The organism is Paenibacillus sp. GQ49, from assembly GCF_059759055.1.
Genome location: NZ_JCAXEL010000008.1, coordinates 145700 through 169171, shown reverse-complemented (window position 1 = coordinate 169171; position 23472 = coordinate 145700). Strand labels below are relative to the sequence as shown.

The 23472-nt window shown below is 46.6% G+C and carries 20 protein-coding genes; 15 read left to right on the top strand and 5 right to left on the bottom strand.

Translation table 11 applies throughout. The features are described 5' to 3' along the window. Positions 1-341 precede the first annotated feature (341 nt). Positions 342-2921: a glycosyl hydrolase gene (locus AC6CIF_RS16130; RefSeq protein ID WP_498200422.1), complete on the top strand. Its 2580-nt coding sequence runs from the start codon at positions 342-344 to the stop codon at positions 2919-2921. An 81-nt stretch (positions 2922-3002) separates the two neighbouring features. Here the strand turns inward: AC6CIF_RS16130 and AC6CIF_RS16125 are convergent, their stop codons facing one another. Beyond that, on the bottom strand, positions 3003-3647 hold the full coding sequence (locus AC6CIF_RS16125) for a YczE/YyaS/YitT family protein (protein ID WP_498200573.1): 645 nt from the start codon (positions 3645-3647) through the stop codon (positions 3003-3005). A gap of 123 nt (positions 3648-3770) precedes the next feature. Between AC6CIF_RS16125 and paiA the strand changes: the two genes are divergently transcribed. The 6 genes from paiA (at position 3771) to AC6CIF_RS16095 (ending at position 10619) form a co-directional block, all read left to right on the top strand. After that, entirely contained in the window at positions 3771-4289 is a 519-nt protein-coding gene (paiA, locus tag AC6CIF_RS16120) for a spermidine/spermine N(1)-acetyltransferase (RefSeq protein ID WP_498200420.1), read from the top strand. A 692-nt stretch (positions 4290-4981) separates the two neighbouring features. Further along, on the top strand, positions 4982-6064 hold the full coding sequence (glpX, locus tag AC6CIF_RS16115; protein ID WP_498200418.1) for a class II fructose-bisphosphatase: 1083 nt from the start codon (positions 4982-4984) through the stop codon (positions 6062-6064). A 277-nt stretch (positions 6065-6341) separates the two neighbouring features. Then, positions 6342-7394 (top strand): LacI family DNA-binding transcriptional regulator, encoded by a 1053-nt coding sequence (locus AC6CIF_RS16110; RefSeq protein ID WP_498200416.1) that lies wholly within the window; start codon positions 6342-6344, stop codon positions 7392-7394. A 54-nt stretch (positions 7395-7448) separates the two neighbouring features. Then, positions 7449-8621 carry a Gfo/Idh/MocA family protein gene (locus tag AC6CIF_RS16105; RefSeq protein ID WP_427431875.1) on the top strand — a complete coding sequence of 391 codons (1173 nt, stop codon included), beginning with the start codon at positions 7449-7451 and terminating at the stop codon, positions 8619-8621. A gap of 69 nt (positions 8622-8690) precedes the next feature. Further along, entirely contained in the window at positions 8691-9416 is a 726-nt protein-coding gene (locus AC6CIF_RS16100; protein ID WP_076217226.1) for a ThuA domain-containing protein, read from the top strand. Positions 9417-9512: 96 nt separating this feature from the next. Then, complete coding sequence (locus AC6CIF_RS16095) at positions 9513-10619, top strand: Gfo/Idh/MocA family protein (RefSeq protein ID WP_124115171.1); 1107 nt, start codon at positions 9513-9515, stop codon at positions 10617-10619. Between the two features lie 168 nt (positions 10620-10787). Here AC6CIF_RS16095 and AC6CIF_RS16090 read toward each other — a convergent pair whose 3' ends face one another. Together AC6CIF_RS16090 and AC6CIF_RS16085 are read right to left on the bottom strand one after the other, a co-directional pair. Further along, a complete protein-coding gene (locus AC6CIF_RS16090; RefSeq protein ID WP_498200414.1) occupies positions 10788-11606 on the bottom strand; it encodes an SPL family radical SAM protein in 819 nt (272 codons plus the stop codon). Further along, on the bottom strand, positions 11603-12187 hold the full coding sequence (locus AC6CIF_RS16085) for a bifunctional transcriptional activator/DNA repair enzyme AdaA (RefSeq protein ID WP_498200412.1): 585 nt from the start codon (positions 12185-12187) through the stop codon (positions 11603-11605). The genes AC6CIF_RS16090 and AC6CIF_RS16085 overlap by 4 nt, the downstream gene beginning before the upstream one ends. A 191-nt stretch (positions 12188-12378) precedes the next feature. On the opposite strand from AC6CIF_RS16085, the gene AC6CIF_RS16080 reads away from it, so the two are divergent. The 3 genes from AC6CIF_RS16080 to AC6CIF_RS16070 are packed head-to-tail and all read left to right on the top strand — an operon-like array spanning position 12379 to position 15066. Beyond that, a complete protein-coding gene (locus tag AC6CIF_RS16080) occupies positions 12379-13359 on the top strand; it encodes a Gfo/Idh/MocA family protein (protein WP_498200411.1) in 981 nt (326 codons plus the stop codon). Positions 13360-13389: 30 nt separating this feature from the next. After that, positions 13390-14151, top strand: a complete 762-nt coding sequence (locus AC6CIF_RS16075) for a class I SAM-dependent methyltransferase (RefSeq protein ID WP_498200410.1) — start codon at positions 13390-13392, stop codon at positions 14149-14151. Positions 14152-14172: 21 nt separating this feature from the next. After that, entirely contained in the window at positions 14173-15066 is an 894-nt protein-coding gene (locus AC6CIF_RS16070; protein WP_498200409.1) for an NAD-dependent epimerase/dehydratase family protein, read from the top strand. 220 nt (positions 15067-15286) lie between these two features. Here AC6CIF_RS16070 and AC6CIF_RS16065 read toward each other — a convergent pair whose 3' ends face one another. Continuing rightward, entirely contained in the window at positions 15287-16303 is a 1017-nt protein-coding gene (locus AC6CIF_RS16065; RefSeq protein ID WP_498200408.1) for a LacI family DNA-binding transcriptional regulator, read from the bottom strand. A gap of 410 nt (positions 16304-16713) precedes the next feature. Between AC6CIF_RS16065 and AC6CIF_RS16060 the strand changes: the two genes are divergently transcribed. The 4 genes from AC6CIF_RS16060 (at position 16714) to AC6CIF_RS16045 (ending at position 21334) form a co-directional block, all read left to right on the top strand. Further along, entirely contained in the window at positions 16714-18504 is a 1791-nt protein-coding gene (locus AC6CIF_RS16060) for an L-fucose isomerase (RefSeq protein ID WP_498200407.1), read from the top strand. A 124-nt stretch (positions 18505-18628) separates the two neighbouring features. Next, positions 18629-20119, top strand: a complete 1491-nt coding sequence (locus AC6CIF_RS16055; RefSeq protein WP_498200406.1) for a rhamnulokinase — start codon at positions 18629-18631, stop codon at positions 20117-20119. A gap of 69 nt (positions 20120-20188) precedes the next feature. After that, complete coding sequence (locus AC6CIF_RS16050; RefSeq protein ID WP_498200405.1) at positions 20189-20851, top strand: class II aldolase/adducin family protein; 663 nt, start codon at positions 20189-20191, stop codon at positions 20849-20851. A gap of 132 nt (positions 20852-20983) precedes the next feature. Beyond that, positions 20984-21334, top strand: coding sequence for a hypothetical protein (locus tag AC6CIF_RS16045; protein WP_036613800.1), 351 nt, complete (start codon positions 20984-20986; stop codon positions 21332-21334). A 142-nt stretch (positions 21335-21476) separates the two neighbouring features. Here AC6CIF_RS16045 and AC6CIF_RS16040 read toward each other — a convergent pair whose 3' ends face one another. Next, entirely contained in the window at positions 21477-22103 is a 627-nt protein-coding gene (locus tag AC6CIF_RS16040) for an FMN-dependent NADH-azoreductase (protein ID WP_036613802.1), read from the bottom strand. A gap of 236 nt (positions 22104-22339) precedes the next feature. Here AC6CIF_RS16040 and deoR point away from each other — a divergent pair, with 236 nt between their 5' ends. Continuing rightward, positions 22340-23278 carry a DNA-binding transcriptional repressor DeoR gene (deoR, locus tag AC6CIF_RS16035; RefSeq protein ID WP_062836066.1) on the top strand — a complete coding sequence of 313 codons (939 nt, stop codon included), beginning with the start codon at positions 22340-22342 and terminating at the stop codon, positions 23276-23278. Positions 23279-23472: the final 194 nt, after the last annotated feature.

The window sequence follows — 23472 nt, the reverse complement described above, 5'->3', positions numbered from 1 at the left end:
ATAAGTAAGGGCAACTGAAGAAACATACGTGAAAAAGCATCCGAACAGGAATGCTTTTTTTGTTGTTTATCAGTATTTCTTTTAAGTACACATCTAATGTGAGATGAAGTTTCATACGCTAAATTGATTAGATTATGAACCGTTTTCGTCAATTATCAAGTCGGATGAGAGAAAGGGGATATAATGTTCAAAGTACTGATACAAAAGAATTTCAATCATTCTCATTCACCATATATTTACAAATATTGATGTGCATGCTATGTTTAAAATGAAAGCGCCATCATGAATGGGTTCATTGACATTTCATTATCATATTTCACTTGGGAAGGAAGATGGAATTGATGAAAAATTTGCTCAAAAAGGCAACCGCAATGATGCTGGCATTGGTCCTACTGCTTGGATTAATGACAGCGCCCGTTCATGCAGACACACCATTGTTCACCATCGAAAGCGAAGATGCGCAGCTCACCCCGGATCTTCAAGTGGTTACTTCAATCTATGGGCAGCCCAAGCCCGGATTCTCAGGGGCCGGATTTGTCTGGATGCAGAACTCTGGCACATTAACCTTCACCGTTACTGTCCCGGAAACCGGCATGTACGCGATCTCCACACGATATATGCAGGAGCTCAGTGCAGATGGCAGGTCACAAAATTTAATCGTGAATGGTGTTACGAAAGGGGCGTACATGCTGCCTTACACGACAACATGGTCAGACTTCGATTTTGGCTTTCACAAGTTGAATCAGGGTGCCAACACGATTGAGCTGAAGGCTGGCTGGGGCTTCGCGTATTTTGATACTTTTACAGTGGATTATGCGGATTTGGACCCTTTGAATGTACAACCAGTTCTCACTGATCCTGAAGCTACACCGGAAACTCAAATTTTGATGAATTATTTAACGGAGGTATACGGAAACAACATTATTTCTGGTCAGCAAGAGATCTACGGAGGAGGGAATGACGGAGATACAGAGCTTGAATTCGAGTGGATTTATGATCTTACTGGAAAGTATCCTGCAATCCGTGGCTTTGATCTGATGAACTATAATCCGTTGTATGGTTGGGAGGACGGTACAACCGATCGCATGATTGATTGGGTGAATAACCGTGAAGGTATTGCAACAGCTTCCTGGCATATCAATGTTCCTCGTAATTTCAATACGTATGAGCTCGGTGACTTTGTGGATTGGAAAGAAGCTACGTACAAGCCAACCGAAACGAATTTTAATACAGCAAATGCGGTAATTCCCGGTACGAAAGAGTATCAATACGTGATGATGACCATCGAGGATCTGGCAGAACAATTGCTGATTTTGCAAGATAACAACGTGCCGGTTCTGTTCCGTCCGTATCATGAAGCAGAAGGCAACGGCGGGCTGAACGGGGAAGGTGCATGGTTCTGGTGGGCTTCGGCAGGCGCAGAAGTGTACAAAGAGCTATGGGATCTGCTATATACCGAACTGACCGAGACGTATGGCTTGCACAATCTGATCTGGACCTACAACAGCTACGTATACAGCACTTCTCCTGCCTGGTATCCGGGCGATGATCAGGTAGATCTCGTCGGATATGATAAATACAATACGATCTACAACCGTTATGACGGTTTGTCCGGCGTACCGAATGAAGATGCGATTACCTCGATTTTCTATAAGCTTGTTGAGTTGACGAACGGTACGAAAATGGTAGCCATGACGGAGAACGACACGATTCCAAGTGTGAAAAATCTTACAGAGGAGAAATCAGGATGGCTGTACTTCTGCCCTTGGTATGGCGAGCATCTGATGAGTTCTGCTTTTAATTACCCGGCAACATTGAAAACGCTTTATCAAAGTGATTATGTCATTACGTTGGATGAGCTGCCAAATCTAAAGGTTAACAATCCCAACCCCAGTGCATCCATCACACCTGGAAACGTTGAGTTTGACAAATACACACCCAATCAAAGCGATAAAACCGTAACCGTGAATGCAAACGGCAATACGCTAACTGCTCTCCGGGCAGGCAACAATGCCTTGACCGCAACGACAGACTATACCTTGAACGGAAACACATTGCTGCTGAAAAAATCTTATCTGGCAACCCTGCCAGTTGGCGAGCATTCGATTGTTCTGGATTTTAATCAAGGTCAGGACCCTGTGTTAAAAGTCAAAATTGTGGATTCAACACCGGGTACAAATGCTGTGATTTCTCCTGTGAATGCAACATTTGATAAAGCGACGAATCCCGCGCAGGATATTTCCGTATCTCTCACCCTAAATGGCCGTCAGCTTACAAGCATCACAAAGGGGGATGTTACGCTTGTATCAGGTCAGAATTATACAGCGTCCAGCTCTGCTGTTGTTCTGAACCAATCCTACCTTGCTGTACTGCCGCTGGGCGAGAACGTATTAACATTTCACTTTAATGGAGGCAATAACGCTGAACTTACAGTGAGTGTAGTAGACAGCACGGTTACTGTACCTGCGGGGGATTTGACGATTCAAGCTTTTAACGGCAATACAAGTGCATCTGCCAACGGAATTTCACCCAAGTTCAAATTGGTCAACTCAGGTAATTCGGCTATTCCGCTAAGTGATGTAAAACTCCGGTATTACTATACTATTGACGGGGAGGAAGCTCAGAGTTTCTGGTCCGACTGGGCCAGTATGGGCAGTGCGAATGTAACGAGTAATTTCGTTAAACTGGCGACTCCAGTTGCCGGAGCGGATCATTATCTGGAAGTGGGCTTTACAAGTGCGGCGGGATCACTGAATGCGGGCCAGAGCGCAGAGATTCAAACACGTTTTTCCAAAAACAATTGGACAAATTACACACAGACTGATGATTACTCGTTCAAGGCAACCGGTAGTCAGTTCGCAAACCATGATAAGGTTACCGGGTATGTGAACGGTCAGCTGGTATGGGGAATTGAGCCGTAAAGGTAGATAGCACGTTTAATGGGCTGGATCAGGGGTTGAACCTCTGATTCAGCCTTTTTATGGCGTCGAAGGTGTACTCTATTAGACGGAATGTTCTTTTTCATTTTTAGTATGTGACGATGTATCCATATCTGTTAATAGGCGATCTATTATCTTTTTCGTAGGACCCATAATGAACTGAAGAAGTACACCTGCACAACATACGGTTATCAACGTTCCAAGCCCGATTGGCCCACTGAGCAGAAACGCCAGAATTAAAAATACAAGGTAAATGAATGTTCTCGATACAAATAAGGGCGTTTGAGTGATTTCATGCAAGACTAATGTTAAGCGGTCAATCGGAATGGGTGCAAAATTGGTCTGTAAATAAATTGCCGTGCCGATACTTATGATCACTAAACCAATGACAAAAGTCATTAGTTTGTTGTACCAAACTTCGGGTGTGATCAAGGAATCAGATACATAAAGCCAGATATCAATCCCCACCCCAGTAATGAATGCGGTGACGAGCCCCAAAAACTCGGGTTTTTGCTGCTTCAAAAGCGAATTACATCCAATTAATAGGAAAGCAATGATGACCTCCCAGCTTCCTACACTTAGCCCTACATGATGGGACAGCCCTACCAGAAGTGCATCAAACGGTGAGGTACCCAGTTCAGATTGGATGGTAAGGGAAATGCCAAGTGTTAAGATGAGAATACCTGCGACAAAAAGTACATATTTCAAATTCATTCAACCTCTTTTTTGATATTATGTTGCAAATACAACAAAAATGAGCTAAATTCAATGTAATCCTTTTTTAGTGCATTTGCAACAAATGATTAACTTGATAAAGGAATGTGATTATAGATGACGATTCGTATAGGGATATGTACCATCGAACAGGTGTGTGAACTGCAGGAGATTAGTTATGAGACGTTTAATGAAACGTTTAAAGCGCAAAATTCACCCGAAAATATGAAAGCTTATCTGGAAAAGGCGTTTAATCGGGAGCAATTAGAAACGGAACTATCCATTGCGGATTCACAATTTCTTTTTATTTATGTCGATAATCAGATTGCTGGTTATATGAAGGTGAATATTAATGATGTTCAATCTGAGAAGATGGGGGAGGAATCCCTTGAGATCGAGCGGGTATACATCAAGAAAGAGTTCCAAAAACATGGGCTTGGTAAGGTGTTGCTCCATAAAGCTATAGAGATAGCAGCTGAACATCACAAGACGAATATTTGGTTAGGCGTGTGGGAGAAAAATGAAAATGCCATCGCATTTTATGAAAAGATGGGGTTTGTTCAGACTGGAGCCCATGCTTTTTACATGGGAGATGAGGAACAGATTGATTTTATAATGACCAAAAAGATATTGTAACTGGATCATCGAGGGAAAAGCTTGGGAGAAAAATGCTATTGAGCAGAATTCTTTCGGGCTTTTTTATGTTTTGCCAGAACTGTTGAATCATAAAATGAAGAAATCGATGAATTTTAATACATAATAAATATTATGTAAACTTATTATTTTCGATGACCTTCATAAGCTGCATCTATGGCTTTAGCAAAAGTTAAAGCCCTGATTAATACATAACTGGCAGTATAATTTTCCCCAATAATCGTGAAAGTAATAGGCTGATCTCAAGGATCATCATTACAATTTATTAGTATATTTCTACGTTTGGACAGTCAGCCGAAAATCGTTTTCGTTCGTAGTTTGTTAGATAGCGTTACGTTCTTAATAATCAGTAAATAAGTTGTATATACCTCATGTTAAAAGAACTTTTTGCGCATGAAACGGACACGTTAAATCACCATGTTGAACCGTTTAGATTTTTACGCGGAAAATGGAAAATAAAATTAATATTTTAAGTAAGAATTCAGGAGGATTGGACTCTTAAAACCAGCCGAAAAAAGGAGCGAAATTGATCAAAATATTAATTGGATAAATAAGGTATACATCGTTGAAAAGGCGCTACTACGCCGATTATAGATCAATTTCATATGGATTTGCGATGGATTTAGTACCGCTTTCACGTTATGCTTTTGGAAATTGGAAAGGAAGTGGGAAAAATGGAACGCGAACTGGCGTTGGAAATTGTCAGAGTAACAGAATTGGCTGCGTTAGCTTCAGCACCCTGGATGGGACGAGGCGACAAGAACAGTGCAGATGAAGCGGCTACTTTGGCCATGCGCGCCATGTTCGATTCCGTGTCCATTCGCGGCACGGTGGTAATCGGTGAAGGAGAAATGGATGAAGCACCCATGTTGTACATCGGCGAGGAAGTGGGCAACGCTGAAGGACCTGAGGTTGACGTGGCTGTAGACCCGCTCGAAGGTACAGAAATCGTGGCCAAAGGACTAAACAACGCTCTATCGGTTATTGCAGTGGCGGGAAAAGGTAACCTGCTCCACGCACCGGACATGTATATGGAGAAACTGGCGGTAGGGCCTGCTCTTGTAGGCAAGGTCAGCATTGAAGACCCGGTTGAAGTCACACTGGAGAAAGCCGCTGCCGCATTGAACAAAAACATCTCGGACCTCACTGTGATGATTCTGGATCGTGTACGACATGAGAGCATAATCAAGACACTTCGCAAGGTTGGCGTGAGAATTAAGTTCCTCAGTGACGGTGATGTTGCTGGGGCGATGGCACCGGCCTTCCCGGAGGCAGGCATTGATCTCTATGTCGGATCTGGAGGAGCGCCAGAAGGTGTGCTGGCTGCCGCAGCGCTATCTTGCCTTGGGGGTGAGATTCAAGGTCGTCTGATGCCTGCCAACGCAGACGAATTCCAGCGCTGCTTGCAGATGGGGATCGATAATCCCTACAAAGTGTTAACGATGCAGGATATGATCGGCACAGAGGATGTCATTTTTGCCGCAACAGGTGTGACGCCAGGTGAGATTCTGGGAGGGGTACGATATCTTGCGGATGATCGTGCCGAGACCGATTCAATTGTTATGCGTGCCAAAACCAAAACAATTCGGTTTATTCGTTCCCAACACTTTCTGCCGAACAAAGAAGTGTTGCACAAAGTAAGACAGCTCCAATCCACGCCAGAACCCTCGGATCGCATTCCGAGTCATGCGAAAACAATGGAGCAGGCTGAGTTTAGTCAATCCTCCGTTGATCTTGGCGTTACAACGACGTTGTGAGCTGCACTCCCCATTATTGAACAAACAGGATCAACTGAAATCGTATTAGTGAGTTTGATAAGTAACTTGAACCCCTAAGGTTACAGGGCACGGATTCAATGAAAGTACCATCTCTGGCAAGATAATAATGAGGGCTTGGATTAACCCAAACCCTCATTATTTTTTGTGTTAAAAGCATTGACAACGGTTACATGGCATGAGAAAATGTACGCGCGTACATAAATATCGATTTTTAAATATTACATCATTAATAGGTGGGCTAGAAAGGGGTAAAATCATGGCATCTCGTAAAGAAGTGGCTGATCTTGCGGGTGTTTCCGAGGCGACGGTCTCCCGGGTGCTTAATGGGGTAGGTCCTATTAAAGAAGAGACACGCCGCAAGGTTCTTGAAGCTTCCGAACAGTTAGGCTATGTGCCCAGCGCTCTTGCTCGCAGTTTTGCCAGAAGTAAAAGCGGGAACCTTGGCGTAGTATTGCCTTATGTTCCGAAGGCGCATCTGTTCTCGGCGTATTTTTTCTCGGAAATGCTGAGTGGGATTGGAAGCAAAGCCAGAGACAATGGCATGGACCTGTTGGTTATGTTCCGAACACCCGGTGAAGTGATGAATTATACGGATCTGTTCCGGCGTCAGAAAGTGGACGCCTGCATTATCCTTGGTGCCAGAGATGATCATGAAGAACTGGCGGCCATGCAGCAACTTCATCAGGAAGGACACCCATTCTGTGTCATGAATCAGCATTTTGAGGGCCAATCATTCACGGAAGTGGATGCGGATCATGTGGAAGGAAGCAGACTTGCCATACGTCATCTGACGGATCAGGGGTATAGCAAAATCGCTTTTCTCAATGGTCCGGACAGCTATTCCAACAGTCAGGAGCGAATGGAAGGCGTTCGTCTTGGCCTGCAAGAAGCAGCAGGTATGGAGCTGGACCCGAGTCTATTGCTTAAAGGGAATTATAGTAGAAGAAGTGGCATTGAGGCGGCAGCGATTGTAGCAGATCGCCTACATGAGATTGATGCTGTATTTGCGGCCAATGACCGGATGGCCATTGGTGTCATGCATGGTTTGCGTGAGCGGGGAATAGGGCCTGCGGATTTTCCGGCATTTGTGGGTTATGACGACTCCGATGCCGCCGAGATGGCGGTTCCGCCGCTGAGCAGCGTCAGGGTTCCATTTTTCGAGATGGGTGAACTTGCAGTATCAAAGCTTATGCATGGGTCTGTGGGTGATACACATGAAGTGAATAACTCTGTTGTAGCGGTACCCAAATCTGCGAGAGCGTTGTTGCCTACCGAACTGATTATCCGTGCTTCTTCTATCCGTCAATAGTTTATTGGTACACATATTGAAAGACTTTTTATTATTCCAAAGGAGGAAATGATCATGTCAAATCGTCTTCGTGTCGGAATGGTTGGATACAAGTTTATGGGGAAGGCCCACAGTAATGCCTATCGCAGTCTGCCGATGTTTTTCCCGTCTGCTCCGTTGCAACCTGAGATGTCTGTGATCTGTGGACGTAACGAGCAGGGAGTGCACCAGGCAGCGAATCAGTTCGGTTGGTCCGAAAGTGTAACGGATTGGCGTGAACTGGTAAAGCGGGATGATATCGATCTGATTGATATTAACGCACCAAGTGATGCCCATAAGGAAATTGCGTTGGAAGCAGCTCGTCAGGGCAAACATCTGTTTTGTGAGAAGCCTCTGGCCCTGTCGCTTGCGGATTCGCGTGAGATGCTTCAGGCAGCTGAGGATGCTGGAGTCGCACATATGGTCGGGTTCAACTACCGTTTCTCACCAGCGGTGCAACTAGCGAAGGATCTGGTGGAGAGCGGACGATTGGGTAAGATCTATCATTTCCGTGCTTTTTTCTTGCAGGACTGGATCATGGACCCTTCGTTCCCGCTGGTATGGCGTTTGCAAAAAGAAGTGGCTGGATCCGGTTCCCATGGGGATCTGGGCGCGCACTTAATCGATCTGGCTCGTTTCCTTGTTGGTGAATTCCACGAAGTCATCGGCATGAGCGAAACTTTCATCAAAGAACGACCGCTTGCAGCCGAGATGACCGGTCTGAGTGCAAAGGGCAGTTCAAATGCGGATGCACCGAAAGGAGAAGTGACCGTCGACGACGCTACGTTGTTCCTGGCACGATTCGCAGGAGGTGCGCTGGGCAGCTTCGAGGCTACACGTTTTGCAGCGGGGCATCGGAGTACAAACTCGTTTGAGATTAACGGCAGTCTCGGCAGTGTACGATTTGATTTTGAGCGGATGAACGAACTGGAAGTGTATTTTACAAAGGATGAAGAGGACGTACAGGGATTCCGCCGTGTACTGGCAACCGATCCGGCACATAAATATGCCGAAGCCTGGTGGCCTGCCGGACATACGATTGGATTCGAGCACACGTTCACCCATGAAATGCTGGAGCTGGTGACAGCGATCTCTGAAGGACGACAACCATCACCGAGTTTCCACGATGGGGTCGCTTGTCAGGCTGTACTGGAAGCGGTAGAACGTTCGGTAACAGAACGGCGCTGGGTGACGCTTGAAGAGATGTGAGCAAGCAAGACAGTGACGTCAGGAATAGGGTTGAACACAACTAACTAGGCGAAAGCGAGTGAATAAACGATGAGTAAAGCACTGATTGTATGGGGCGGCTGGGATGGACATGAACCGGAGCAGGTAGCAGCGATTTTTGAACGTATTTTGAAGGAAGAGCAGTTTGAGGTTGAAGTCTCGAATACGTTGGAGTCTTATGCGGATGCAGAGAAGCTGATGGGTCTGGATTTGATCGTGCCGTTGTGGACAATGGGACAGATTGAGCAAGAACTCGTCAATAACGTATCAGCGGCTGTCCAGAGCGGTGTGGGCTTGGCTGGTCTTCATGGCGGGATGTGTGATGCCTTCCGAAATAACGTAGACTGGCAGTTTATGACGGGTGGACAATGGGTTGCTCATCCAGGCAATGATGGTGTGGAGTATATGGTGAACATGAAGCGTGGCTCTAGCCCGTTATTGGATCATATTGAAGATTTTCAGGTGAAAAGTGAACAGTACTACCTGCACGTAGACCCGGCAGTGGAAGTGCTGGCAACCACTCGTTTTCCAGTGGTGACTGGTCCGCATGCGGCGAATGGCCCCGTAGATATGCCTGTTGTCTGGACGAAACGCTGGGGCGCAGGGCGGGTATTCTACAACTCACTGGGACACCATGCAGACATTGTAGACATGAAACCCGTGACTGAAATGATGCGCAGTGGATTCAAATGGACAGCAGCAGGCAAAGAACTTGCCAAGAGTCGAGTAAGTTCAGCAACCGAAGTGTACACAGGTATGGCGGACAACCAGAACTAATGAGATTGTAGTTGGATTGCAAACGTAACTTCAGTATTAACCATTCATCCTTAACGGATAAACCATTTCTGATCCACGGCGAAGGGAGCCCCAGGTATGAAAACAATGAAAGTAGGCATTATTGGCTGCGGTAAAATCAGCGGCATCTATATGGAAAACTGTCATCGGTTCGAGGTGCTGGAACTTGTTGCTGTTGCGGATCTCGACCGGAAACGTGCCGAGGAGCAGGCTGCAGCCTATAATGTGCCTAACGTATACAGCGTCGACGAAATCTTGGCTGATCCCGAGATTGAGCTGATCATCAACCTGACGATTCCTTCCGTCCATGCCGATGTATGCTTGCGGGCGCTTGAATCTGGCAAACATGTGTATGTAGAAAAACCACTCGCTGTTACCCGTGAAGAAGGGCAGGCCGTGCTCGAAACAGCGAAGCGTAAAGGATTGCTCGTGGGCTGCGCGCCAGAGACTTTCTTTGGTTCAGGCATCCAGACTTCACTTCAATTGGTGGAGGAAGGAGTAATCGGCAAGCCGGTGGCGGCGACCGCATTTATGATGAGCCGTGGTCATGAGCACTGGCACCCAGATCCGGAGTTTTATTACGCGTCAGGCGGTGGGCCAATGTTTGACATGGGTCCGTACTATCTCACCGCACTGGTTCAACTAATGGGACCGATCAAGTCGATCGCAGGTATGACGGGTAAAGCCATGGAAGAGCGGACGATTACGAGTGAGAAAAAGAGAGGACAGACGGTTCCCGTCGAAATTCCTACTCACGTTACGGGTCTGTTACAGTTTGAACAGGGAGCCATTGGCACACTGATTACAAGTTTTGACGTATTTGGCGGAAGTGCACTGCCACCGATTGAGATATATGGCACGCATGGTACGTTGCAGGTACCTGACCCTAACACCTTTGGCGGTCCGGTTCGTTACCGCTTACTGGGTGAACATGAATGGACAGAAGTTCCGCTTCTCCCAGGATATCAGGAAAATACACGTGGCATCGGTGTGGCAGATATGGCCTATGCAGCCCAAAGTGGACGTGCACACCGGGCGAGTGGGGAACTGGCCTACCATGTCCTTGAAGCCATGTGGGCATTCCACGATTCATCAGATGAGCAGACGTTTTACCAGATGAAAAGCTCGTGCCAGCGACCTGCTGCATTGCCGGTGGATCTGCCATTGTATACATTGGATAAATAAGATAGCCATTATTCTTTATGTCATGATAAACAGCCCCTTTCCTTCAAACAAGGAAAGGGGCTGTTTATATATTAAATCAAAAAAAACTGGGGATAACAGCGATCAGAAGCTTGTTCGGTCATTGGAGTGACCAGTGTAAATATTCTTTAGTCCAACTTATATAGCCATTTATGGCTCAAATCCCGCCTGACTGATCCAGATCTCATCCTCGGCAAAATAGTCTTTCATCCGCTGAACCACAGTCTGATACGCATCTGGATGGTACCAATGCTCCATGCCTACTTGCTGATAGAGCGACTCCATGCCGAGTCGCCGGGTGCGCTTGCCCTCGCTGCCATCACCCATGAAATAATCGTCAATGCATACACGCTGAACCAGAGGTCTCAAGATGGCTGCAAACTGTTCACTGCTGGGTAATACGGGAGCAATCGCAACCTGTGTCGGTATTCCGGCATCCCGCAACTGTTCCAGTGCACGTAATCGGCCTGCAATTGGGGGAGCGGAAGGACTGAAATGCTTGCGCATATCGTCCAGATCCGTCTCCACCGTCATGCTGACCCGAACCCGGTCACCTAACTGTTGTAACAGATCTATATCCCGGGTAACGAGTGGACTGCGGGTTTGGACTAATACATAATCGGGTGGATGCTGTACCATCGTTTCAAGTAATGAACGTGTGATACACTCCTTGTACTCGGCGGGTTGATACGGGTCGGTACTGGATGACATGAACAGAGTGACTTTGCCTTTGGTCAGGGCACGTTGCAATTCTTTGGCGAATACTCGGGAGGCCTGTTGTTTCACATCCACCCAGCTCCCCCAAACCTCTTTGCGAAATAAGGAGACAGGCATCTGTCTGACATAACAATAGGAACAACCGAAGGCGCAGCCTGTGTAAGGATTCAGCGTATGTGTATATCCATTAAGGAACCCTGTTCCCTTGTTGAGTAACGTTTTGGGTACTTTGTACGTAAGATTCGTCTTCATAAGTTCTCATGCCTTTCGCGGTAGTGTGCAGGTGTGAGACCTGTGTGTTTGCGAAATACAGTAATGAAATAAGCTGAGTTAGGTATACCGACATGGCGACCAATATCGGTGACGGTAAGTCCGGTATGTTCAAGCAACTTCCGGGCTTCGCTAATTCGTTTATCCTGAATATATTGAACCGGTGTGCGGCCTGTAATCCGCTTGAACACACGATGCAGATGATAAGGACTGCCATGACTTACAGTGGCAAGGACATCCAGTGTTAGAGGTTCGGCGTAATGATGTTCGATGTAATCCGTGATTCCGTATATCCACTCCTGATCAGGTACCCGCTCGCCTGTAGGTTTACAACGTTTGCAGGGTCTGAACTTTCGTGCCAATGCTTCTTCAACATCTTGAAATATCAGCACATTTACAGCTTTGGGTGCTCTGGACTTACAGGAAGGTCGGCAGAAAATGCCCGTTGTCTGCACGCCATAAAAGAACGTTCCATCATAAGAATTATCGTTGTTGATGATGGCATGCCAGTATTTTTCATCTATAGATTCGGGCAGTATGCGATCTTGATCTCGACTTTCCACGGTGATCACCTCATCTCTAATTATACCCCTGATTCGAAGGGATTGACGAAGTTTCAACTTAAAAAGCAAGATATCAATATTTGGGGATAAAGCACCTTCCTTCAATCTGAACGAAATATGAGCTACAATATACAAGATGGTATACAGGATAGAACTCCAAGGAAATTTATAGACGAAAGAGGTAGGTAAGCATGGTTCGATTTGGTGTAGTGGGTACTAACTGGATTACAGAAAGGCTTCTTGAAGCCGCAGTGCAGGTTGATGGATTCAAATTAGCCGCCGTGTATTCAAGAACTGAAGATAAGGCTAATGCATTCGCAGATAAATATGATGTTGAACACCGCTTCACCGATCTGGAAGAGTTGGCGGCAAGTGATGTGATTGATGCAGTCTACATCGCAACACCAAATACGGTTCATGCAGAGCAGGCTGAGCTTTTTCTGAGAAACGGTAAACATGTATTGTGTGAGAAACCTCTGGCTGCAAATAGCGCCGAAGTTCGGAGCATAATCGATACAGCACGAGAACACGAGGTTCTGCTCATGGAAGCGATGAAATCTACTCTTGTTCCCCAGTTCAAAATGGTGCAGTCTAACCTGCATAAAATCGGTCCTGTCCGCAAATACGTAGCAGGTTACTCTCAGTATTCTTCGCGTTACGACAAGTACAAAGAAGGCATCGTCCTGAACGCGTTCAAGCCTGAACTCGCTAATGGGGCGTTAATGGATCTCGGTGTGTATTGTCTCTATCCATTGATTACATTGTTCGGTGCACCTAATCGGGTTCAATCCCAAGCAATGATGCTGGAATCTGGCGTGGATGGACAAGGCAGTGTGCTGCTGGACTATGATGGGATGGATGCGGTTGTTACATACTCCAAAATCTCCAACTCTCATCTACCAAGCGAAATTATGGGGGAACGGGGAAGCATCATCATTGATAAGATTGGTTCACCGGAACATGCAGAGATACGTTACAATGACGGTACGGTGGAGAAGCTCACAGTCGAACAAAACCATCCGGCGATGTATTATGAAGTGGAGGAGTTCGTGAATCTGGTTCATGAAGGCAAAAAGGAGTCTGACATGAACACATATGAACGCTCCTATGTTACGATGCAGGTCATGGATCAGATTCGAAAGCAGATTGGGCTTGTGTTCCCTAACGATTGATTCAAGCGCAGGAAAGGAAGCTGAGACGAGATGAGCAGAGATGAGCAGAGCAACAATAGAGAGCGTCAGAAGAACAGCGGAGAAGATCAGCAGTCCAATGATTCTGGAGGTTTGGAACTGAAACAGATCGTTTTCATAGGAAGAACCTTCGAGGAGTATATGAAGATGTTCAACCTGACGGTGGAGGATCTTACAAGCAAGTCCATTTTGGATTGTCCAGGTGGAGCGTGTTCGTTCAGTAGCCAGGCGCGCAAGTTGGGTGCTGATCCCGTGGCCGTGGATATGGCCTACAAATACGAGATCGACGAGCTTGAAGTAAAGGGATTTCAGGACATTGTGCATACGATGAAACAGATGGAATCGGTGCAAGGCATATATGTGTGGGATCAATTTGGATCAGTCCAGGGGTTAAAGGAAGAACGAACTCGTGCCATCACAGATTGCATCGCAGATATGAGAATGTTTCCTGACCTTTATGTGGCGTCTGTGCTCCCGGATCTACCCTTTGCCGATGAACAATTCGATCTGACGTTATCCGCGCATTTCCTGTTTACGTATGCGGATCGATTGGATGTTGATTTTCATGTTGCAACCGTGATGGAACTACTGCGCGTGACCAAACGAGAGGTTCGCATTTTTCCAACAGTTGATCTGTCTGGCGAACGTTACAAGCACATGGATGAGTTGAAATTAATACTCGAAGAATGTGGGTGCACGGTATCCGAAGAACCAACTTCATATGAGTTTCAACGGAATGCGCACACCATGCTTCAAATTGTTAAACATAATTGAACAAGATAGGAGGTTTTTCAGATGAATAAAGTTCTTATACTTGGGGGTACACGTTTTTTCGGTAAACGTCTGGTGGATCACTTGCTGTGGGAAGGGAAGTCTCAGATCACAGTCGCAACTCGTGGTAAAACAGATGTTGACTTCGGACCCGAAGTCAACCGAATCAAGATGGATCGTGAAGACCCGGAATCTCTGGCACAGGTTGCGCAGACAGACATGTGGGATGTCGTGTACGATAATATCTGTTATTCCCCAGATGCGGCGAAAGCGGCATGTGACGCTTTTGCAGGACGCACCAAAAGATACGTTCTGACATCCACACTATCCGTGTACGGTGATCCCAGACCTGGATTTAAGGAAACGGATTTTGACCCGTATACATATCCATTACAGTATGGGAGTGCGGAGGATTTTTCGTATGGAGAAGGCAAACGGCTTGCGGAGACTGTATTTTTCCAGGAAGCGGATTTCCCGGTTGTGGCGATGCGCATTCCCATTGTACTCGGGATTGATGATTATACGAGAAGACTTCATTTTCATATTGAACATGTGCAAAAAGGAAAACCGATCGGCATGCCAAATCCGGATGCGGAGATTGGATTTATCAATTCCACCGAAGCGGCAAGATTTCTCGCCTGGCTTGGACATTCGTCCATTACCGGTCCGGTGAATGCAGCTTCCAAGGGTGCGATTACGCTGTCAGCCATGATTCATCTGATCGAGACGGTCACGGGCATGCAGTCCCAGATCCTCACGGAAACGGTGAAAGAGGACATGTCACCCTTCGGAATTGAGCAATCATGGACGATGGAGACGACCAAGGCAGAACAAGCAGGTTATACGTTTGAACCTCTGATGGACTGGTTCCCGGGACTCGTTCGTGAGGTCGCTCTTGCATTACAGTCGGAGCGGTAGAATATCGGCATGGATGGAACTGAAATAAACCTGATGGGCAAATCGGTTCGGACGAACTAAATCTTTTCAACGAATGAATGTAAAACAGGGTGCAGCCAGAGCGTAATCTCCGGTGCACCCTGTTCATGTTTTACATTTTTCGAATTTGAACGGGACCTCATCTAGATAAGTGGGACTAATCATTTACACGATATTATTTAGTCAATTCTTGTGCTTAACTCTATTCTTGCTCACATGGAGCAGTAGCTGATGCCCGTATGCGCAGTTCTGACGGTAGAATGACGGTTTGGGCTTCGGAAGGGGCCTTACCCTCAATTCGGTCAATCAGCATCTGTACTCCCTGAAATCCAAAGTCATATGCTGGCTGTGCAGCTACAGTCAGGAAAGGATCAAAAGCAGAAGCCAGATCCAGATCGTCGAAACACACGACGGAGATGTCTTCTGGCACACGTAGTCCTCGTTTGCGCAAAAGCCGAATGACCCCAATCGCCAGCATGTTGTTGGCGGCAAAAATGGCTGTTGGTTGATTCGGTTGAGAGAGTAGTCGATCCAGTCCCTCTTCATCGCTGAAATCCCGGTACCCGGTTCGAAGCACAAGCTCGGGATCGATATCAGATCCAGTCTCACTTAAACCCGCTATATAACCTTCCTCCCGCAGTCTGGCGGTAGAAACCTCTGAAGAACCATTGACCAGAGCAATGCGTCGGTGCCCCAATTGCACCAGATAGCGGACTAGCTGAATAGCGCCTTCCCGGCTATCTCCGGCAATGATATCTGACGTAATGCCAGGTACGATGCGGTCCAGAAAGACAAACGGAATGTGACGTTCCTGCAGTTGTTTTAGATGAGGAAGAGAACGATCTCCCGCTGGGGCATAGAGTACACCATCCACGCGAGTAGATAGAATCGCATCCACGTAATCCTTTTCCTTATTATAATCCTCGTCACTATTGCCGAATAAAAGACGGTACCCACGAAGATGGGCTGCATCTTCAGCACCACGCGCCAGTGTTGTATAAAAAGGGTTGGTAATATCCGTAATAAGCAGGGAGAGCATCTGGGTTCGTTGAAGCACAAGGCTGCGTGCATTGGAGTTCGGGATGTAACCCAGTTCGTCGATCACCTGTTGCACACGTTCACGTGTCGCGGAACTTATGCGGCCTGTATGATTAATGACCTTGGAGACCGTCATGGCGGAGACGTTGGCTTTTTTGGCAATATCATAAATGGTAATCATTAGAATCTAACCTTTCCGCAACATAGTCTTACCATTCTATAGGATAATGCCAATTGACAGCAACATAGGCTCATGCTATGTTAGGGTTACCGATAACCCTAAAAGGTTCTGAACGTCTTTACTACATAAACCATTTCGTTGAATTCGCTCATGCACGTTCCATTTTCTTGAATAGAGGAACTACATACAAAGCTAATTAATGAAGTGGTTTATTGTTATTTTTTTAAATATGTAAACGCATTCAATATCAAGTAAGGCTCTTGGTAATCTGTGTATGTAGTTCTTTCGTGCAACTCGGGTATCGGTTATATCTCCCATTATCTCATTCCAATCAACGCACATGGATCAGACAGAAGGTTTCTCGATTCAACCCAAATTCTATGAAACGAATTGAAGGAGGACATTCCAGTATGACACATCAGGATTATCGTTATAAGCAGGCTTTCCCCAAGATTGGTATTCGTCCCACGATTGATGGAAGACGCAAGGGTGTTCGGGAGTCACTGGAAGAGCAAACGATGCGGATGGCGACGTCTGTTGCGGAACTGCTTGCAGCCGAACTACGTTATCCTGACGGCTCCCCCGTAGAGTGTGTTGTGGCCGAGACCTGTATTGGCGGAGTAGCCGAAGCGGCCGCAGCAGCAGAACTGTTCAGCCGTTCGAACGTTGGTGTAACGATCACCGTGACACCGTGCTGGTGTTACGGTACGGAAACGATGGATATGTCACCATCCATTCCTACAGCTATCTGGGGTTTTAACGGGACTGAACGTCCGGGTGCTGTCTATCTGGCAGCGGTACTTTCTGCTCATGCACAGAAGGGGATTCCTGCCTTTGGAATCTATGGAGAGGATGTTCAAGACGGAGGGGATACAACAATTCCCGAGGACGTGCGTGAGAAATTGCTCCGGTTCAGCCGTGCGGGTCTTGCAGCCGCTACCTTGAAAGGGCAAGCGTATCTGTCCATTGGATCGGTATCCATGGGGATTGCAGGCTCGATTGTGGACGATTCATTTTTCCAGGAGTATCTGGGCATGCGCAACGAATATGTGGATATGAGCGAACTCACTCGTCGTATTGAAGAAGAAATCTACGATCCTGAGGAGTATAAGCTCGCGTTGGCCTGGGTGAAGGAGAACTGTAACGAAGGTCCGGACAACAACGCTGCCCATCTGCAAACGGATCGTAAACGCAAAGAGTACGAATGGGAAACCGTTGTGAAAATGACCCAAATTGTGCGTGACTTGATGGCGGGCAATCCAAGATTGGCAGAGCTTGGTTTTACAGAGGAATCGATGGGTCACCACGCGATTGTATCCGGCTTCCAAGGGCAACGGCAGTGGACGGATCATTCACCTAACGGAGATTTTCTGGAGTCGATATTAAACTCTTCCTTTGACTGGAATGGCAAACGTGCGCCTTATCTGGTTGCAACGGAGAATGACAGCCTGAACGGGGTATCGATGTTATTCGGTTCGCTGCTCACACATACGGCACAGATCTTTGCTGATGTGCGTACGTATTGGAGTCCGGATTCGGTACAGCGTGTGACGGGGCACCAGTTGGAAGGAAACGCAAAGGATGGCATTCTGCATCTAATCAACTCTGGTTCGGCAGCCTTGGATGGCACTGGACAACAGTCCAGAGATGGTAAGCCTGTACTCAAGCCATTCTGGGAAATTACAGATGAGGAAGTTCAGGACTGCTTGAAAGCAACATCGTGGAGACCGGCATCCGTAGAGTATTTCCGCGGGGGCGGCTATTCAGCGGATTTTCTGACCAAAGGCGGCATGCCTGTAACGATGACACGTCTGAATCTGGTCAAAGGACTGGGGCCCGTGCTGCAAATCGCTCAGGGTTACACAGTCGATCTGCCTGAAGATGTGCATGATACGCTGGATAAGCGAACAGATCCAACCTGGCCATCCACCTGGTTTGCACCTGTTCTAACCGGATCGGGAGCGTTTACTTCCGTATACGAAGTCATGAATCAATGGGGAGCGAACCATGGGTCCATCTCATACGGACATATCGGTGCTGATCTGATCACCCTCGCTTCCATGCTTCGAATTCCGGTAAATATGCATAATGTACCTGAAACGGAAATTTTCCGTCCGCGTGCATGGGGATTGTTCGGCACAAGTGAGCAGGAGAGTGCAGACTACCGTGCTTGCAGTGTATTTGGCCCGTTGTATCGTTAAAATAAAGTTCCATTCCTGTCAAACGCCATGTACCTTGTGAAATGAGGTAACATGGCTTTCTCTTGAAAGCTGTGCTCAGAACTCGAATACGGCTTATCGCGTAGAGTTAAGGAGGCTTGAAAGAATGGGCAATCAAGCAACACATGTGCTTGCTGCCGATTACGGCGCCGGTAGTGGACGCTTAGTCCGTGGTTCTTTTGATGGAAACAGACTCTCGTTACAAGAAGTGCATCGATTCAACAATGAACCCGTGCAGCTGGCAGATGGATTGTATTGGGATTTCTTGCGACTTTTTCATGAATTAAAACAAGGCATTGTGAAAGGGACGCAAGGCGTCTCTCCATCGGTCCGTTCTATAGCTGTGGATACGTGGGGAGTGGACTATGGACTGGTGGATGGTGCTGGAAGGTTGTGCTCGAACCCACGTCACTATCGGGAAGCACGCAATGAGCAGTGGATGGAAGAAGTTCTGCACATGGTGAAAGAAGAAGAACTGTATGCCATGTCTGGCGTTCTGCCGCAGCAGATCAATACAGTATTTCAACTGCTAGGCAGTGCACGAGAGCAGGCCGAAGGTTTGCGTCCGGATGTGCGCATGTTATTTATGCCGGATTTATTTCACTATTATCTATCTGGTCAGCAGGCTTGTGAGTATACGATTGCAAGTACCAGTGGGCTGTTGCATGCAGGCGAGGCACGTTGGAATGAAAATCTGATCGGGCGTCTCGGTATACCGGAAACATTATTTCCAAAACTCGTTCAACCGGGCACCGTGCTGGGTGATTTAACAAATGAGTTGTGCGCCGAGTTACGGACTGGACCGATGCAGGTAGTCTCTGTGGGCTCACATGATACTGCATCTGCCTTGGCAGCAATACCTGCGAATGATTCGGATTTCGCTTTTATCAGCTGCGGTACCTGGTCTCTTATGGGGGTGGAGCGTGATACACCTGTATTGGATGACCGAAGTCGTGCATTGGGATTTACCAATGAAGGGACGGTAAGTGGAAAAGTACGCACCCTGAAAAATCGTTCAGGCTTATGGCTGCTGCAGGAATGCAAACGGCAATGGGAGCGGGAGAATCAAGTTTTTACACACGATGAACTGATTCGATTGGCTACCTTGGCAACGCCGCATCAAAGTTATGTATCGCCGGGAGATGGCGTGTATTTGGCGCCAGGAAATATGGCTGAACGAATACGGCAACAATGCAGTCTCACCGGACAGACTGTGCCTGAAACGACTGGAGCGATTGTGCGCTGCATTCTGGAAAGTCTTGCATTGGAATTCAGACAAACGCTGGATGAATTGCAGTTGATTACAGGTACAAGACCTCGTGTCATTCATATGGTTGGTGGCGGTGTGCACAATCGACTATTATGCCAGTTTACAGCCAATGCAGCCGGTGTCCCGGTGGTGGCAGGCCCGGCAGAGGCGACTTCAGCCGGGAATTGCATGCTGCAATTCCTTGCGTATGGAGAAGTGAGTAGCTTGGCCGAGATACGGGAGGTCATGGCCGCTTCCTTTTCCCCCGAGACCTACGAGCCTGAGGATACAGAGCTGTGGCAGGAAGCTTATGAAAACTACCAAAGTCTGAATCAAATCAAAAGGTAATGAACAGATTCAATGCAATGAACATTGACGCAAAATGCTAAAAAGAAAAGTATGAGGAGTGGAGAAGACATGTCTGAACAACAAGTAAGGGAAGAGTTAACGAAGTATGCCCGGAGAGCAGTTGCTCAAGGACTGGTTGTCGGACCCGGTGGGAATCTGAGCGCTCGCTCTGGCGGAACGATGTTGTTGTCTCCGAGCGGTTATGCACTTGAAGACCTGGAACCGGACGAGTGGATCGCAATTGATATCGAGACAGGGGCGACTAGCGCGGGATCAACACGTCCGTCTTCCGAAGTATTAATGCATCTGTATAGTTATCGTGTGAATCCTGATATCCAAGCCATTGTGCATACTCATCCGGCATATACGATCGCACTTAGTCTTGTTTTCGATGAATTGCCACACTTGTTTCCTGATCAGTCGGCATTGGTGGGCGATATCGGATTTGTTCCATACGTTCTGCCAACGACGAAACTTCTTGCCGATGCAGTCTCCGCAAAGGTAGAAGAACATACGGCACTCATTCTTGTCAATCACGGATTGGTTACGACCGGTAAAAACCTCCGCGAAGCCTATTACCGCACCCAAGTGGTGGAAGAAAGCGCTAAAGTATATATGATCGCCAAGGCAGCGGGGGAACCCAAAGTGTTAACTGCTGAAGAATATAAGGAAATTCAATCCCTTGAAAGTGAAGCCTATCGTGTACAGTTGTTGCAACAACTCAAGTCTTAAACTGAGATTAATCATTCGTCAAAACATGACATGAAACCGGACAATCCACTATTTTTCTCGTCAACTATTGCATAACCTGAAATACCGAGTATAATACTTGGTAAATAGAACAAAAAGGGGATGCAATAAACGATGAAAACACATGCTGAATTGAACTCACTTCTTGTTGACGATTATCTGGATCTCCTGAACATTGCGAAACAGCTAGGTGATGACGAATGGAAAGATGCTATTCTGCAAGCATTGAAGGAAGAAGTCGATGCGAATCATCATCTGGATTCTAAAGAGGTAAGACAGGATTTATGGATTCAATTTGAAGGCATTAATGAACAAATGCATGATCTGTTAATGCAATTGAAGCATGCGGACAGTCCTGAGGAGAAAGAACAGATTATTGAAATGATCTGGGGATTGAAAGTAGACCGTCATGCGATCACACGTAAACTTGAAACCATGAGCCGTGCCAGTGCTGGACATCAGTAAGCTCTAGGTTGATTATACATCGAAAACCCGCGTGTTTCCTGGGATTATCCCCTAGGTGGCACGCGGGTTTTGTTTTTTGCTTTGTTTGTTATGCTACCTTAAAGTGTATGTTCAAAAATAGGACTTTTTTGAACTACCTCTCTTAAAACTGTTTTGCGAAAGTGCGTGCTTGCTCGATAGCTTGTTGCTTGATCTCATCTGCACGATCTTTATATTGATTATGCCCCTCAACAAAAATGCCATCAAGCTTCGGCACACCGAGGAATGACATGATAATGCTTAAGTAACGATGACCGGATTCCATCTGAGCCGCTGGGCCTTCGGAATAAATGCCGCCGCGCGCTTGAATATGCAACGCTTTTTTGTCAGACAACAGTCCAACAGGACCTTGTTCGGTATAACGAAATGTTTTGCCAGCTACGCAGATCGAGTCCACATAAGCCTTTAGAATAGGAGGGAACGAGAAGTTCCACATCGGGGTTACAAAAACATATTTATCTGCTGAGGCAAATTGATCCGACAGTTCATTCAAACGACTTACTTTCGTCTGCTCTTCGGCAGTCAGATCACTACCCGATTGCAGTTTGCCCCAACCACTAAAGACATCCGCATCGATATGGGGGATATCCGAACGATACAGATCGAGGTGAACAACCTCATCAGACGGGTGACTTTCACGATATGCATCAATAAATGCTTTGCCTGTAGCCATGCTGAAGGAGGTTTCATGATCATGAGGATGGGCAGTAATATACAATAAGGTAGACATGTAGTTCTTCCTCTCTGTGCGATTAATGGGGTGAAGCAATCTTGGCAACGATGAAGCGACCGCAGTAGTATGCATCGTTTCCCCCGTTTTATACGTCAGAAAGGGATATGAATGGATCGATCATGATACTGAATTGGATACTATATGGTGACCAGATACTCAATCCATGTATAATATACAGGACGAGTATTTATTTTCCAAAGACAATAGGATGAGTGAGATGAGCGCACATGGGAATGGACCTGGAGAAACAACGATTAAGCATTGAAGCAGCGAAATTGTATTATCAGTCCGATTATAGCCAGCAGGATATTGCCGCAAGGTTGGGCGTGTCGCGTCCAACGGTGTCAAGATTACTTCAGTACGCCAAAGATCGTGGATACGTCCGGATTGAAATTATGGACCCGCTGGAGGATATCGATATCATTGCCGGAGAACTCAAGTCGAAATATGATCTGGATACGGCACTTGTGTGTTTTGCCCCGTTGAAGAGTGATGAGGAAATACAGAAGCATATCAGCAAAAGAGCAGCAGACTACCTTCAGGAGACGGTTCAGGATGCAGATATTATCGGGGTGACCTGGGGAACAACCATGCATGCAGTAGCACGCCAACTTCGTCCCAAACAGGTGAAAGGTGTCGAAGTCGTGCAATTAAAGGGGGGCGTAAGCCACTCCCATGTCAATACGTATGCCGCTGAGATTGTTCATTTGTTCGCTGAGGCATTCCATACGGTACCAAGGTATTTGCCACTGCCTGTTATTTTCGACAACATTGAAGTGAAAAACATGGTGGAAGCGGATCGACATATCGGCAGAATCGTGGAACTTGGCAGGCAGGCCAACATTGCTTTGTTTACCGTGGGTACTGTGAAGGAAGATGCATTACTGTTCAGGCTCGGTTACTTCAATGAAGAAGAGCAACAATTGCTGATGAACTCCGGTGCAGGTGACATATGTTCACGCTTTTTCGACGCGGAAGGTCAGTTGATCAGTGAAGAGATTAACAGCAGAACCGTTGGAATTGATCTAGCAGAGTTGAGAAATAAGGAAAAATCAATCCTTGTTGCCGGGGGACAACGCAAAATTGAAGCCATTCACGCCGCGCTCAAAGGTCATTACGCAAATATTCTGGTTACGGATCAGTACACAGCGCAGGCATTACTTCGATTTTAATTCGATTTTAATTTCAAATGGATACGGATGACAACATCTGCCACGCAAAAAGGGCGGATGTTTTGCTTTTTTAGGAAGAAAATATAACGAAGAAGAAATGTAAGTGTAACTGTGAACAAAAGTTCAAGTTGATTTTTACATATGTTCATGTTAGTGTAAGGGTATAGAAAATAACTAGTTCAGATAAGGGAGAG